This is a genomic window from Paenibacillus sp. J31R30 (assembly GCF_059692115.1).
Genome location: NZ_JCAUAV010000006.1, coordinates 175,510 through 188,949, shown reverse-complemented (window position 1 = coordinate 188,949; position 13,440 = coordinate 175,510). Strand labels below are relative to the sequence as shown.

Genomic DNA, 13,440 nt, shown 5'->3' with positions numbered 1-13,440 from the left:
TGTGTCTGGGGTGAGGAATATGGGAGAGGCTATCGTTGTCACCTCAGGTAAAGGCGGCGTTGGTAAAACAACGACTTCCGCTAATCTGGGGACTGCACTTGCACTTCTTGGGAAGAAAGTATGCATGGTGGATACGGATATTGGTTTGCGTAATCTGGATGTGGTTATGGGGTTGGAGAATCGGATTATCTACGATCTTGTGGACGTTGCGGAAGGACGCTGCCGATTGCCGCAGGCCTTAATTAAAGATAAGCGGTTTGATGAGCTTTATTTGTTGCCAGCCGCGCAAACGAAAGACAAACATGCCGTATCTCCGGAACAGGTGCGGGCGATTATTTTGGAACTCAAAAACGATTTCGAGTACGTCATTATTGATTGTCCGGCTGGGATCGAGCAAGGCTTCAAAAATGCGGTTGCAGGCGCCGACAAAGCGATTGTCGTGACGACACCAGAAAATGCTGCTGTACGTGATGCGGATCGGATTATTGGCTTGTTGGAGAATGAGAAAATATCTTCACCGAAGCTCGTCATTAATCGCATTCGCCCTCAGATGGTGAAAAAAGGTGAAATGCTGGACATCGATGAAATCTGTTCGGTACTTGCGATTGATTTGTTAGGGATTGTGCCGGATGATGAGCATGTCATCAAGGCTGCTAATTTAGGAGAACCAACGGTGATGAATCCTTCATCGCGCGCAGCGATCGCCTATCGGAATATTGCCCGACGTATTGTTGGGGATACGGTGCCACTCATGCAGCTTGAGGATAAGACCGGTTGGGTCAAACGAATGAAAAAGTTTATTGGAATAGGATGATTGTTCTGTGTTTGCCAAGCTGAAAAACATTGATATTCCTATCGTTGTCATTCTGTTCGCTTTTATGGTTATAAGTACGATGTTGGTCTACAGTTCATCTATCGATCATCCGACGATTAATATCAGTATTACGAAAATTCTGATCTTATATGCGGTAGGATTAGTCGCTTTTCTTGCTTGTAGTTTATTTGATTACCGTGTCCTTATTCGGATTGCTCCGTACTTATATGGGATTGGGATTGTGTCGTTGATTGCTGTTTATTTTTTCGGCAAAAAAATTCATGGTGCACGCGGCTGGTTTGAGCTCCCCGGTGGGTTGACTTTTCAACCTGCGGAGCTCGTCAAGCTGATCCTCATCATTTGCATTACAGCACTTCTCGCCAAACGCGGAGGAGACCTGCTGCTAGTTAAAAATGACATTATTCCTGTAGGAATAGCCGTTCTAATCCCGTTCGTGCTCGTGCTCATTCAGCCGGATTTAGGGAATGCGATCATCTTTATCATTATTTTGCTAGGGATGCTATGGATCGGGAATATCAAATATTCGCAAGTTTTGATAAGTATCCTTATCGTGGTCGGGGTAGGCTTCCTGACACTTACCTTATATAAACATTTTCATGATACCTTGTTCGAGATGCTCAAGGGCTATGGCTTCAGCCACTGGATGGACCGGATTGATACGTTCCTCTATCCGTCAGAAGTGTCGGATGATGATAATTATCAGGTACGTAACGCAGTGAGGGCCATTGGTTCGGGCGGCTTAGAAGGAGAGGGCTTCTTGCAGGGGACTTCCGTGCATAGTAATTTTATCCCCTTCGCCTATTCCGATTCGATCTTCGTTGTTGTCGGAGAAGAGTTCGGCTTTCGTGGATCTGCTGTTTTATTGCTTATTTATTTCTTGCTTATTTACCGGATGATTCTGATCTCTATCCAAAGTTCTCATTTGGGTGGAGCTTATATCGTCGTTGGCGTTGTATCCATGTTCGTGTTTCAAATATTTGAAAATGTCGGTATGATGATCGGTATTATGCCGTTGACCGGTATTACGCTCCCCTTCGTGAGTTATGGGGGAACTTCGCTCCTGATCAATATGCTCTCACTTGGTTTAGTCATGAGTGTGAAGCTGCATCAAGAGCGTGCCCCTGAATTATTTTAATAGTTAATTTTCTAACAAGCTGCCGTGAGGCGGCTTGTTTTTTTGTGCGTTGGTATAGTCACATAATCTTGTCCATACACACATAGTCTGTATTAATGAAACTTTATAAGGAGGGGGATTCTATGGTTATAAAAGATAAAGTCAAGCAACGCCGATTAGAACGACTTCGCCATTTGCGAGAATCGTCGGAAGTAACACTCGGGCATGGTGGGTCACTCTCCTCTCAGTCGGCCGAATTCCTCTTGCCTTCACGTCAGAACGACGAAATGCCGCTATATGCGGATCCTGACTGGAGAAGGCGGATGGAAGATCCAGAATTCGCCTGGAGACAGAAGCTAATGATGGATAGAAATCATAATGATCCGGAAAAAGGGTTATTCACACCCCCATCTCCGCGCAAGGTCGCCTTCAAGCTGCTTATCAGCGGTATGATATTTGCGGCTGTTTATGGCATGTTTCAGTTAGACAAGCCCTGGGCAATTCAAGGAAAGCAGTATATTACAGCAGCGCTTACGAAGTCTTATGACTTTACGGCTTTCTCCGCCTGGTATACCGATAAGTTCGGAGGCTCGCCCTCCTTTATTCCTAGCTTTAATCGTACAGGAAATGAAGCTGTTATCGTAAGTACCTCGAAGCGCACGTTGTTCGCGCCAGCGAAAGGGAATGTGGTGATTAGATACGACGGGACTCTCCATAAGGGAGTCAATTTGAACACAGCGGAGTATGCTCCGGTGTATGCGATGGATACAGGGCAGGTCATTTTCTCGGGCAAAGCCGCGGATACTGGTTTAACGATCATGATTCGTCATCCGGGAGGACTGGAGTCCTTATACGGAGGGCTTAGTGAAGCAAGTGTCACCGTGGGGGACTGGATGAAGGTTGGAGAGCCCATTGGCAAGGCATCTGCTAAAGATCCTGCGAAAGGGACGCTGTACTTTTCAGTGATGAAAGCGGGCGTGACGATCAACCCAGAGGGTGTGATCACCTTTGATTAAATGGGCAGGGACGAAATACCGTTTTCATCCTTTATTTACGTTGATTATGATAGGTTGTGCCTTCACAGGTTATTTTCTAGAGGCAATCACCTTGTTTGGCATTGTACTCATCCATGAGCTCGGACATTTAACCGCGGCCAAGGGGTTCGGTTGGCGGGTTCAGGAAGTGCAGCTGCTTCCCTTCGGCGGTGTTTTGATTGTTGATGAGCTTGGAACGACTTCCACACGCGAGGAATTGATTGTCGCTTTAGCAGGCCCATTGCAGCACGTATGGATGATCTTAGTGGCGTTGTTGATGAAATCATTTGATATCGGAAGTGGCAGCTGGTGGGATTACTTCATTGAAGCGAATCTCATGATTGGTTTATTCAATCTGATCCCCGTTATGCCGCTTGATGGCGGAAAAGTGATGCAAGGGTTATTAGGTTATATCATGTCGTACCATAACACGATTCTTTATTCCGTTTGGATTAGTATGATTATTAGCTTCTCGATCATCGTTATGGCGATTATTCAGCTCATACAAGGTCAGCTTCCGATCAATATCCTCGTTATTGGCTTGTTTCTGCTTGTGTCGAATTGGTATGCCTACCGGCAAATACCGTACCATTTTCTTCGTTTTCTAATGGGGCGCGGTTTCCGAGTGGGGCAGCTGTTGAGCCGCGGAACGAGAGCGCAGCCGATTGTCATCACTAGACAGCTTACGATGGCTGATACCTTGAAGCTTTTTATGCGTGAGAAATATCACTTGATCTACGTTGTGAACGACCTAGGGCGCATCCAAGCGGTGTTGCCCGAGCAGCAAATCGTCGGCGGTTATTTAGATGGGAAAAAACCGGGGAGTGCAGTTTCCGATCTTTTCATGTAAAATAACTGGTGAGGTGAACGTGTATGAAGCAACTGATAATTCACAGCGCCCCCGAGCTTACACAAGCGGCATTGCTAGAGGATGGTCGTCTTGTGGAGTATGATACGCAGTATCCGCTTGAAACTCAACGGGCAGGCAGCATCTACATGGGCCGCATCGTTAATGTACTTCCTGGCATGCAAGCGGCATTCGTCGATATTGGACTTGCGAAGAATGCCTTTCTTTATATAGACGATCTCCTCCCCGTTCATTTGGACAAGCAGCCGAAGATCAAGCCTTCCATTACGGATATTGCTGAAGTGGGTCAAACACTGATGGTCCAAGTTAGCAAGGATCCGCAAGGTACCAAAGGGGCGAGAGTGACTACGCACGTTTCGATTCCGGGCCGTTGGATTGTTTATATGCCAGATGCTGATTATATTGCGATTTCACGTAAAATTGACATTGAAGCTGAACGACAGCGTCTAAAGCAGCTTGCAGAAGGTAACCTTTTGCCAGGTGAAGGCGTCATTATTCGTACAGGTGCGATAGGTCAGAGCGAAGAAGCCATTCGAGACGATTTGCAAAATTTACGCGATGTATGGAGTACCATTCAAGCTAAACGAGAAGAGACCCATGTACCTGCACAGCTCTATCAGGACCTCGATCTTCTGCCCAAGCTGGCTAGAGATGTGATATCCGATGAGGTTCAAGAAGTATGGATGAGCAATAATAAAGTCTTTGAAGAGATGAGAACTTTACTTCGCAAACAGCAACCAAGTTGGCGAGGCCGCATTGCTTTCTATGATCGTAGAACACCTATGTTCGATCATTTCGGCGTTACGGAAGAGTTGAATCAGAGCTTCCGTCGGAAAATTTGGCTGCCTAGCGGCGGATACTTGATCATCGATCAAACAGAAGCGCTGACGGTGATTGATGTCAACACGGGACGTTACACGGGTTCTATTGATTTAGAGCAGACCGTTACAGATATTAATCGGGAAGCAGCCGTTGAAATTCCTAGACTATTGCGGCTTCGTAATCTAAGAGGCATCATTATTGTCGATTTTATTGATATGCACGCAGAAGATAATCGAGCGAAAGTCATGGCTAACATGGCGGAAGCTGTGCGCAAAGATCGTTCTAAGACGACGATTGTTGGCTGGACCAAGCTTGGTTTGTTGGAAATGACTCGGAAACGCAAATAAAAGGTTTGCATATGAATTTATATCTGTGATATAATACTCGAAGTGTGTTGTTTAGGCATGCTGTAACCGCACGAAACAGGTCGAAGTACGCGAAGGGATTCACTCTTTTCCGTCACCTGCACAAGGCGAGTCTGAGACATGAGGAGGTAATGAAAATGTACGCAATTATTGAAACAGGTGGTAAACAGTACAAAGTTCAAGAGGGCGATGTTCTTTACATCGAGAAATTGAACGCTGCTGAGGGTGAGGTTGTTTCTTTTGACCGTGTGTTCTTGGTTTCCAAAGAGGATGGCCTAGTAGTAGGTGCTCCATTGGTTGCTGGTGCTTCAGTTTCCGCGAAAGTGGAGAAACACGGCAAAGGCGCAAAAGTCATCGTTTATAAGTACAAGCCGAAAAAGAACTATCACAAAAAGCAAGGTCATCGTCAACCGTACACAAGAGTAGTAGTTGAGAAAATCCAAGCGTAAGAGACAAGCCTATGATCTACGTGACCATAGAACGTCTTGCACCGGATTCACCTCAAATTCTTTCTTTTGTAGTGGAAGGCCATGCTGAATATGACGTACCTGGCAAAGATTTGGTCTGCGCCGCGGTATCAGCGATATCCGTTGGTACATGTAATTCGATAGAATCCTTAACCGGTGTGATTCCGATTCACGAAATGGAGCCTGGACTGCTGGATGTAACCATCCCGGATAGTGCGCGTGCCATCCCGGAAACTTGGAATCAGGTACAGTTAATTATAGAATCGATGGTCGTTATGTTACAAACGATTGAACAAACTTACGGTGATTATATAACGATTGAAACAATCTATCACAAAGGAGGATAACACCATGTTTTTGAAATTGGATCTCCAATTATTCGCTTCCAAAAAAGGGGTAGGTTCCACAAAGAACGGTCGTGACTCGCACTCTAAGCGCCTTGGCGCTAAACGTGCTGACGGTCAAACTGTTACTGCGGGAAGCATTCTCTACCGTCAACGCGGTACGAAAATTCACCCAGGAACGAACGTAGGCATCGGTTCGGATGATACACTTTTCGCTTTGGTACAAGGCGTAGTGAAATTCGAGCGTTTGGGCCGCGATCGCAAAAAAGTGAGCGTATACCCAGTTGATGTAGCTCCAGTAGCTGCAGCTCTAGAAGCGTAATTAGAATCCCTGGTGAGCGACAGTTCATCCAGGGATTTTTTCTCACAACAATGTATGGAAAAACCTCTAACCGTGATCACTCATTTCGGATGGTCGAGGGCAGAGGTTTTCTCGTTTGTTTGGTGAAGTTTTCCAGCCAGCATGATATACTGGATGAACGGTTATTAAGCAGGGAGAACGGGGCGGGCGGATAATGAAGCAATTGGGCAGCGCGCAGGTCTATTTATTAGTACTTGTGCTCATAGGATTGACTGGCATGTTGGTTACAGAACCGTGGATCATTAGAGTGGCTTTTTTACTAATTATCCTAATAAGCGGGTATACGGCTTGGAGATTAGAAGCGAGTAGAGTGGAAGAAAAGTGGCGTTCTAAGCTGAAAGAGCAAGAACAATACGATCATCTTAAGTTGATTGCCGTTGTTAATCGCTTACGGCATGATTGGATGAATGATGCCCAAATTTTATTTGGTTATATTCAAATGAAGAAATTTGATAATTTACCGCCTTATATGGAAAAAATAAAAATGACTATGCAGCAGGAAAGCAATCTCTCCAAGCTGGGGATCCCATCTTTCATTGCTTACTTGCTTCAATTCCGTGTTCAGTCGAAGACACTAGAGCTGAATGTGGAAGTCGAACAAGAAATTAATCTTGGACAACTCCCGATTCAGCGTGGACTGATTGAACGATTGGTTCGTCAAGTGGTGGCTTGCATCCAAGAACACACAGCATTCGATGATGGGGAAAGCGGCACGCTCAGCTTGGAATTTGATGTCCAAGAAGATTGCTTACTGCTTGATTTTGTATATCAAGGCCCCTATAATCGGGTGCAACTTGAGCAATCGGTTTTAGCACTATTTTCATCGCAAGGTTCCCAGTATTCGCTTGAGCAGGATGAATGGGATGAGGAAGAAGCAGGTATTACAATACGATTGCCGTTTCATATATAAAGTTGAGGTGTAGAAATGTTTGTTGATAAGGCAAAGGTTTTTGTTAAAGGTGGCGACGGTGGTGATGGGTTAGTTGCTTTCCGTCGTGAGAAGTACGTTCCAGAAGGCGGTCCTGCCGGTGGTGACGGAGGTAATGGTGGAGATGTCGTTTTCCGGGTAGATGAAGGCTTGCGGACGTTGATGGATTTCCGTTATCAGAAGCACTTCAAAGCGGAACGCGGCGAGAAAGGCCGCAACAAATCCATGCATGGCGCTAACTCGGAGGATTTGGTTGTACGTATTCCGCCTGGAACGACCATTATTGATGATGATACGCAAGAAGTCATTGCGGATTTAACTCGTCATGGACAAGAAGTAGTCGTAGCTAAGGGTGGCAGAGGCGGAAGAGGGAATACTCGTTTTGCTACTGCACGTGTAACAGCTCCTGAGATTGCGGAGAACGGTGAAGAAGGCGTCGAGCGTTGGGTTGTCCTAGAAATGAAGGTCATGGCTGACGTTGGACTTGTTGGTTTCCCGAGTGTTGGTAAATCCACGCTATTGTCTGTCGTTTCGGCCGCGAAACCGAAGATTGCTGCTTATCACTTTACAACGCTAACCCCGAACCTGGGTGTGGTTGATGTTGGAGATGGCCGCAGCTTCGTCATGGCGGATCTACCAGGCTTGATCGAAGGCGCGCATGAAGGCGTTGGCCTTGGTCATGAGTTTCTGCGTCACGTAGAACGGACGCGTGTTATTGTACATGTCGTAGACATGTCGGCAGCCGATGGACGTGATCCTTATGAGGATTTCATCAAAATCAATGAGGAAATCAAGCTGTATAATGCGAAGCTGGAGCAACGTCCACAAATCGTTGTAGCCAACAAGATGGATATGCCGGAGTCCGAGGATAACTTGGCCCTGTTCAAGGAGCAGTTAGCTGCTGACGGTAAAGAATTTGAGGTTTATCCGATTTCGGCATTAACACGCGGTGGTGTTCAGGAGTTGCTGTATAAGATTTCTGACATTGTAGAAAGCATTCCGAATGCCCCAGAGGTTGAAGGAGTGGCTGAGACCCAAGAGCGTAAGGTATACCGCTTCGAGAAGCGCGAAGAGAATGATTTCACGATTCGTCGTGACAATGATGTATTCGTTATTGAAAGCCCGTCGATTGAGAAATTGATCAAACGGACGAATTTCACAACGCAGGATGGGATCGCGCGTTTTGCTCGTATTTTGCGTAACATGGGCATTGATGACGAGTTGCGTAAACGTGGCGCTGTTCATGGACAGACGATCCAAATCGGTGATTTTGACTTCGAGTTCGACGAGAACAATTTATAATACAAGGCACTTATCCTAACAGGATAGGTGCTTTTTTTTGTTATGCTCGAATTAATGTCACAATACTTGACATGTAGTTTTAAAAGCATTACCATTTTAGATATACCACCTCGATTATGTCAGTAAATATAACATTGAAGGAATGCAAAAAAGCGAGAAAGGAGGGGGCATGATGAAGAGATGGATTCAAGCGATGGGTTCAGATCAGACGCAGATGCGGAATTTAACCTACGATGAGGCTGTGGAAGCCGCCAACGAAATGGCGAAAGGAGACTCGACAGATGCGCAATGCGCGGCTTTCTTAATGGCGTTATGTATGAAGGGGGAAGCAGATGACGAGTTGATGGCTTTTATCGATGTGTATCGCAGCTACTCCTTGAACTACCATGCTCAGCCTAACTCGCTTCATTCAACAGGGCCAACGGAGGGTAGGAAGCGATTCCCCATCACGCTGCCTGTCAGCCTATTGCTGGCATCCGTGGGATTCACACAAGTGATGCAAGGTGGAGAGGCTCTTCCTGCACGACAAGGGACATCCCTACAAGAAATCGTAGAAAGCTTAGGTGTGTCCATACATCTTTCTGTGAAGGCTTGGCAATCCATGTTATTTCAACTGCACATCGGTTTTCTCCCTACGGAGCAGTTGTGTCCCCCCATTGGAAGACTGAAGCAGGTCCGGGAACAGCTTGGTATTCGAACTGTCATCGATACCATCGAGCGAGTATTGAATCCTGTGCTTTCCGCGAATTTAATTATCGGTGTACAGCAACGGAAAACCATGGAGTCCCTCATTCCCATTTCGATCCGATCTGGCTTTCAACAGGCCTATATTGTCAGTGGGATTGATGGCTCTGAGGATTTGCCCCTATATGAGCACAGTGCGATTCGCATTGTGACGCCATGGGGGGATGAGTCCCGTGTTGTTGACCCGCTGAAGTTTGGATTCTCAAGTACACCCTTACCCTTACTTGACAAAGAAGATCAGGTCACCATGGTGAAACGAATTATTGCTGGTGAGGATACGGCGGAAGTAAAACGCGAACGCGATCATGTCATTTTCAATACAGGCTTACGACTGAAATGGTTTGACAAAGTAGATAGCTACGAGGAGGGATTTCAACTTGCTGAAGCTTTATTACAGCGGAAAGAAGCACTGAAAATGATGCAGCGCTGGATTGATCAGAGTCAATATTTGAAGCTGCAGGATCTGGCTGATAACGACGATTCCTCAACAAAAATCGGATGAAGACCTTACCATGAAGCTGGTTTAGACAGCGAATGGGGGGTCTTTTTTTTAATATAGCAACACGATAATTTGTCTATATTTTTAGATAAACGCACCCGCCCAAGTAGGACGGAGCAGCTGTTTATTTTATGGGGGTAGGAGAATTGGTAGATGTTACAGCTAAAACTTAATCAATGGATATGTTACCATTTACTAGTGCCATCATGATTCGTAAGTACAAAACGCTAGGAGGCCTACAACATGAAGAAACAATTACTTGCTTTTGCCCTTATCCCATCACTTATTTTTGGTGCTATTACAGTGCCATTACCTAAAGCAGCGTCTGCTGCAACCACTGGTGAAGTTGTTAGCAGTGTGAGTTTCCGCCAAAGTCCTGATGAGAATTCACCCCGCATTCGCTATTTAAAAGCTGGGGAGCCTGTCTCCATTATTGAGAAAGTAAATGCTTATTGGTATCGAGTCCAAGTTACGAACGGTCAAATCGGTTATGTCTCAACGAGTTCGAAGTACATAAAAGCCAACGGTCAAACCACTACACCAGCATCTGGAACTGGGCGCATCGTCGCAAGCGTGAGTTTTCGTACCGCAGCTGATCAGAATGCGACTCGCATTCGTTATCTGAAAGCCGGAGAAACCGTACAAATTCTCCAGAAAGTAAATGCCTATTGGTATAAAGTCAAAGCTTCGGATGGTCGTGAAGGCTACGTTAGTACAAGCCCTACATATATTTCAACTTCAGGTGTAACATCTCCTGCTCCGAATACAGGGGGGTCAGCTAGTGAAAAGATTCAAAAGGTGATTGCGGCAGGAAAGAAATACATAGGAACGCCATATGAATATGGTTCCAGTCGTGATAATACGGCAACGTTTGATTGTTCGGATTTTGTACATCAGGCTTTCTTGGATGGCATTGGACTGAAATTACCGACCGACTCTAGAGGCCAAGGCGCTTTTGTAAAATCACTTGGACACAATGTCACGGATTGGCATAACCTCAAGGTTGGCGACCTCATGTTCTTTATGTCATACAAAGGGACAGCGCAGTCCAATTATGCAGGCATAAATAAGGCTACACAAACGATTACGCACGTTGCCATTTATTTAGGCAATGGTCAAATATTATCAACCTATTCGAAAGAAAGCGGCGGTGTCCGCATTGATTCCATCGCGAATCGACACTGGGAATATCGTTTTCTCTTCGGAGGAAGCGCACTATAAGAACGACACGCAAAGAGCAGACCACGAGAAATCGTTGTCTGCTCTTTTCCAAATCATTTAGATTTGCAGCGGATCCAACAAAGGGTTCCAATGAATCGTAGGTTTATCTGTTTCTGAATCAATCCCTGCTGAGCCAATCCATGGATGCGAGGTAGGGCCAACTGTGAAATAATGCTCGAGTAAACAGCGGAAAATATAGGGCATCGGACGGTCTAAGACAGACGCTTTGGGAATCCAATGCAAATCACCTTCAGCCGTAACGATCCGTGGATTCACATCCGTCTTGCCTACATAGAAAAATTGCTGTCGTATTTCTTGGCCATTGAGCCGTATGAGGACATATTGCAGATGTAAGTCCTGGATTTCATCCTGTTCAATGCCCGTTTCTTCCCATACTTCACGGAAGCAGGCTGATCTTGGTTGGCTAATTTCATGTGGTTCGAGATGACCGCCAATAGCCGCCCATAAGCCAGGAGAGAGCGTGCGGGTTAAAGCACGTTTCATCATTAGGAGCTCGTCATGCTTGTTCCATAAAAGTGCAGTAGACATCATTCGTAAGGTAATCATGGAGAGGACCCCTCCCTTCTGGGTTCCGTTTTAGCTTATCATAGAAAGGGAATGGCCAGCAAAGGCGAATGCTTGGATGCATTTTGCCTATTGCTTCACAAGGCACGATTCGATATAATGTCCTCTATAGAGAAACATTAGTCTTTTTGGAGAGGACGGTAGTTAGGTGCCGGAGAGCAAAGAGTTTCTTCCTAGCATGAAGCACATCGGACCTGAAAGGTACTACTTAGTCCGTGAGGACATTCTTCCAGAAGGTGTTCTTAAGACAGCACAGGCCAAAGAGTTGCTTGCACGGGGTGAAGTGAAGACGATTCACGACGCTGTCGAACAAGTTGGGCTGAGCCGAAGCGCCTTCTATAAGTATAAAGATGGCATTCATCCACTAAGTAAGCTGGAACGCGAACGAATTATTACGATTTCAATGGATTTAGAGCACAGGTCTGGGATATTGTCCCGCGTACTCGCACTTATCGCTAATTTGGATGGCAATGTATTGACCATTCATCAAACGATTCCATTACAAGGTATGGCGAACGTTGTTATATCATTAGAAATTTCATCCATGGGTGAAGAGATCCGGGAAATCGTGGATCGCCTCGGGGCGCAAGACGGAGTTAAGCGTGCCATGGTCATCGGTCAAGGCAGTTAAGATAGCATACAATTCAGGAGGTAATGAAATGAAGCCCATCAAGGTAGGTTTACTAGGACTAGGTACAGTTGGAACAGGTGTCGTCCGTATTGTTGAAGGACATCAAGAGGATTTGCAGCGTCAAACAGGTTCAGCCATCGAAATTGCCAAAATTCTTGTGCAGGATAAAGCGAAGCATCGTAACATCTCTGTGGATGCCGATAAGCTGACGGAGAATGTGTGGGATGTGATTGGCGATAGTGAAATCGATATCGTCGTTGAAGTTATGGGCGGTGTTGATGCAACGAAGGCCCACATTCTAACAGCGCTTGGAAATGGCAAGCACATCATTACAGCCAATAAGGATCTTATGGCGATGCATGGTGCGGAAATTCTAGCCAAAGCGGCTGAGAACAATTGTGATGTGTTTTATGAGGCGAGTGTTGCTGGTGGAATTCCAATCATTCGTGCGCTAGTGGAAGGCTTCTCCTCTGATCGCATTACGAAGATTATGGGGATTGTGAACGGAACAACGAACTATATTTTGACGAAAATGAGTCAAGAAGGCGCGGCGTATGCAGATGTGCTGAAGGAAGCACAGGAATTGGGCTATGCGGAAGCAGATCCGACATCCGATGTCGAAGGTTTAGATGCTGCTCGTAAAATGACGATCTTATCGACACTTGGTTTTCATGCCAATGTAGCTTTAAGTGATGTAGAAGCGAAGGGTATTTCCAAGGTATCGAAGGAAGATATTCAATACGGTAAGAAATTGGGTTACGAAGTGAAGCTGCTTGGCATCGCAGAGAATCATGATGGACATATCTCCGTCAGCGTTCAACCTACGATGGTCAAAAATACACATCCGCTAGCATCCGTAAATGGCGTATTCAATGCGGTATACGTAACTGGTGAAGCAGTTGGTGAAACTATGTTTTACGGCGCAGGAGCAGGCGAGCTGCCAACTGCAACATCCGTTGTAGCTGACCTAGTAGCAGTCGTTCGTAATTTGAAATTAGGTATCAATGGACGTACTGTACAAGCTCCTTACAAAGAGAAGAAGCTTAAATCAGACGAACAAATCGCGTCCAAAAACTTCATCTTACTTCATGTTGAAGATAAAGCGGGTGTGCTTGCCCAAATTACTCAAATTTTTGCGGAGCATGAAGTTAGCTTGGAATCCGTCTTCCAACATCCGAATAAATCGAATCCGAAGGCTGAAATTATCATTATTACGCACGATGCGAATCAAGCTAGCATGAAAAAAGTATTGAATCAATTTCAATCGATGGACGTTATTCATGCCATTAAGAGCGTATATCGTGTAGAAGGCTAGAAATA

15 protein-coding genes are annotated in these 13,440 nt (G+C 45.6%); 14 read left to right on the top strand and 1 reads right to left on the bottom strand.

All coding sequences use genetic code 11. From position 1 onward, the window contains the following. The first annotated feature begins 19 nt into the window (after positions 1 to 19). The 12 genes from minD (at position 20) to AC58QO_RS21265 (ending at position 10,904) form a co-directional block, all read left to right on the top strand. The gene (minD, locus tag AC58QO_RS21320) at positions 20 to 814 is read left to right on the top strand and encodes a septum site-determining protein MinD (protein WP_497269011.1); all 795 of its coding nucleotides are present in this window, start codon (positions 20 to 22) and stop codon (positions 812 to 814) included. Between the two features lie 7 nt (positions 815 to 821). Further along, a complete protein-coding gene (locus tag AC58QO_RS21315; RefSeq protein ID WP_497269009.1) occupies positions 822 to 1,970 on the top strand; it encodes an FtsW/RodA/SpoVE family cell cycle protein in 1,149 nt (382 codons plus the stop codon). A 122-nt stretch (positions 1,971 to 2,092) separates the two neighbouring features. Further along, entirely contained in the window at positions 2,093 to 2,965 is an 873-nt protein-coding gene (locus tag AC58QO_RS21310; RefSeq protein WP_497269007.1) for a peptidoglycan DD-metalloendopeptidase family protein, read from the top strand. Beyond that, positions 2,958 to 3,833 (top strand): M50 family metallopeptidase, encoded by an 876-nt coding sequence (locus AC58QO_RS21305; protein ID WP_497269005.1) that lies wholly within the window; start codon positions 2,958 to 2,960, stop codon positions 3,831 to 3,833. Before AC58QO_RS21310 ends, AC58QO_RS21305 begins: the two co-directional genes overlap by 8 nt. 23 nt (positions 3,834 to 3,856) lie before the next feature. Then, a complete protein-coding gene (locus AC58QO_RS21300; protein WP_497269003.1) occupies positions 3,857 to 5,020 on the top strand; it encodes an Rne/Rng family ribonuclease in 1,164 nt (387 codons plus the stop codon). A gap of 155 nt (positions 5,021 to 5,175) precedes the next feature. Then, positions 5,176 to 5,487 (top strand): 50S ribosomal protein L21, encoded by a 312-nt coding sequence (gene rplU, locus AC58QO_RS21295; protein ID WP_028555793.1) that lies wholly within the window; start codon positions 5,176 to 5,178, stop codon positions 5,485 to 5,487. Positions 5,488 to 5,498: 11 nt separating this feature from the next. Beyond that, entirely contained in the window at positions 5,499 to 5,852 is a 354-nt protein-coding gene (locus AC58QO_RS21290; protein ID WP_497269001.1) for a ribosomal-processing cysteine protease Prp, read from the top strand. Between the two features lie 4 nt (positions 5,853 to 5,856). Further along, the gene (rpmA, locus tag AC58QO_RS21285) at positions 5,857 to 6,171 is read left to right on the top strand and encodes a 50S ribosomal protein L27 (protein ID WP_036742986.1); all 315 of its coding nucleotides are present in this window, start codon (positions 5,857 to 5,859) and stop codon (positions 6,169 to 6,171) included. A gap of 193 nt (positions 6,172 to 6,364) precedes the next feature. Next, positions 6,365 to 7,120 (top strand): Spo0B domain-containing protein, encoded by a 756-nt coding sequence (locus AC58QO_RS21280; RefSeq protein ID WP_497268999.1) that lies wholly within the window; start codon positions 6,365 to 6,367, stop codon positions 7,118 to 7,120. A 15-nt stretch (positions 7,121 to 7,135) separates the two neighbouring features. Continuing rightward, positions 7,136 to 8,440 (top strand): GTPase ObgE, encoded by a 1,305-nt coding sequence (gene obgE, locus AC58QO_RS21275; protein ID WP_497268997.1) that lies wholly within the window; start codon positions 7,136 to 7,138, stop codon positions 8,438 to 8,440. Between the two features lie 169 nt (positions 8,441 to 8,609). Beyond that, positions 8,610 to 9,686 carry an anthranilate phosphoribosyltransferase gene (locus AC58QO_RS21270; RefSeq protein ID WP_497268995.1) on the top strand — a complete coding sequence of 359 codons (1,077 nt, stop codon included), beginning with the start codon at positions 8,610 to 8,612 and terminating at the stop codon, positions 9,684 to 9,686. A gap of 240 nt (positions 9,687 to 9,926) precedes the next feature. Beyond that, positions 9,927 to 10,904 (top strand): C40 family peptidase, encoded by a 978-nt coding sequence (locus tag AC58QO_RS21265; protein WP_497268993.1) that lies wholly within the window; start codon positions 9,927 to 9,929, stop codon positions 10,902 to 10,904. A gap of 57 nt (positions 10,905 to 10,961) precedes the next feature. On the opposite strand, the gene AC58QO_RS21260 is transcribed toward AC58QO_RS21265, so the two are convergent. Next, positions 10,962 to 11,471 (bottom strand): NUDIX domain-containing protein, encoded by a 510-nt coding sequence (locus tag AC58QO_RS21260; protein WP_497268991.1) that lies wholly within the window; start codon positions 11,469 to 11,471, stop codon positions 10,962 to 10,964. A 196-nt stretch (positions 11,472 to 11,667) separates the two neighbouring features. On the opposite strand from AC58QO_RS21260, the gene AC58QO_RS21255 reads away from it, so the two are divergent. Further along, positions 11,668 to 12,120 (top strand): ACT domain-containing protein, encoded by a 453-nt coding sequence (locus AC58QO_RS21255; protein WP_056610603.1) that lies wholly within the window; start codon positions 11,668 to 11,670, stop codon positions 12,118 to 12,120. Between the two features lie 28 nt (positions 12,121 to 12,148). Next, positions 12,149 to 13,435 carry a homoserine dehydrogenase gene (locus tag AC58QO_RS21250; RefSeq protein ID WP_497268989.1) on the top strand — a complete coding sequence of 429 codons (1,287 nt, stop codon included), beginning with the start codon at positions 12,149 to 12,151 and terminating at the stop codon, positions 13,433 to 13,435. Positions 13,436 to 13,440 lie beyond the last annotated feature (5 nt).

Excerpts from the sequence above, each read along its gene's own strand:
- minD (WP_497269011.1), top strand. The coding sequence starts at position 20 with ATGGGAGAGGCTATCGTTGTCACCTCAGGTAAAGGCGGCGTTGGTAAA.
- AC58QO_RS21310 (WP_497269007.1), top strand. The coding sequence starts at position 2,093 with ATGGTTATAAAAGATAAAGTCAAGCAACGCCGATTAGAACGACTTCGC.
- AC58QO_RS21300 (WP_497269003.1), top strand. The coding sequence starts at position 3,857 with ATGAAGCAACTGATAATTCACAGCGCCCCCGAGCTTACACAAGCGGCA.
- rplU (WP_028555793.1), top strand. The coding sequence starts at position 5,176 with ATGTACGCAATTATTGAAACAGGTGGTAAACAGTACAAAGTTCAAGAG.
- AC58QO_RS21290 (WP_497269001.1), top strand. The coding sequence starts at position 5,499 with ATGATCTACGTGACCATAGAACGTCTTGCACCGGATTCACCTCAAATT.
- rpmA (WP_036742986.1), top strand. The coding sequence starts at position 5,857 with ATGTTTTTGAAATTGGATCTCCAATTATTCGCTTCCAAAAAAGGGGTA.
- AC58QO_RS21280 (WP_497268999.1), top strand. The coding sequence starts at position 6,365 with ATGAAGCAATTGGGCAGCGCGCAGGTCTATTTATTAGTACTTGTGCTC.
- obgE (WP_497268997.1), top strand. The coding sequence starts at position 7,136 with ATGTTTGTTGATAAGGCAAAGGTTTTTGTTAAAGGTGGCGACGGTGGT.
- AC58QO_RS21270 (WP_497268995.1), top strand. The coding sequence starts at position 8,610 with ATGATGAAGAGATGGATTCAAGCGATGGGTTCAGATCAGACGCAGATG.
- AC58QO_RS21265 (WP_497268993.1), top strand. The coding sequence starts at position 9,927 with ATGAAGAAACAATTACTTGCTTTTGCCCTTATCCCATCACTTATTTTT.
- AC58QO_RS21260 (WP_497268991.1), bottom strand. The coding sequence starts at position 11,471 with ATGATTACCTTACGAATGATGTCTACTGCACTTTTATGGAACAAGCAT.
- AC58QO_RS21255 (WP_056610603.1), top strand. The coding sequence starts at position 11,668 with ATGAAGCACATCGGACCTGAAAGGTACTACTTAGTCCGTGAGGACATT.
- AC58QO_RS21250 (WP_497268989.1), top strand. The coding sequence starts at position 12,149 with ATGAAGCCCATCAAGGTAGGTTTACTAGGACTAGGTACAGTTGGAACA.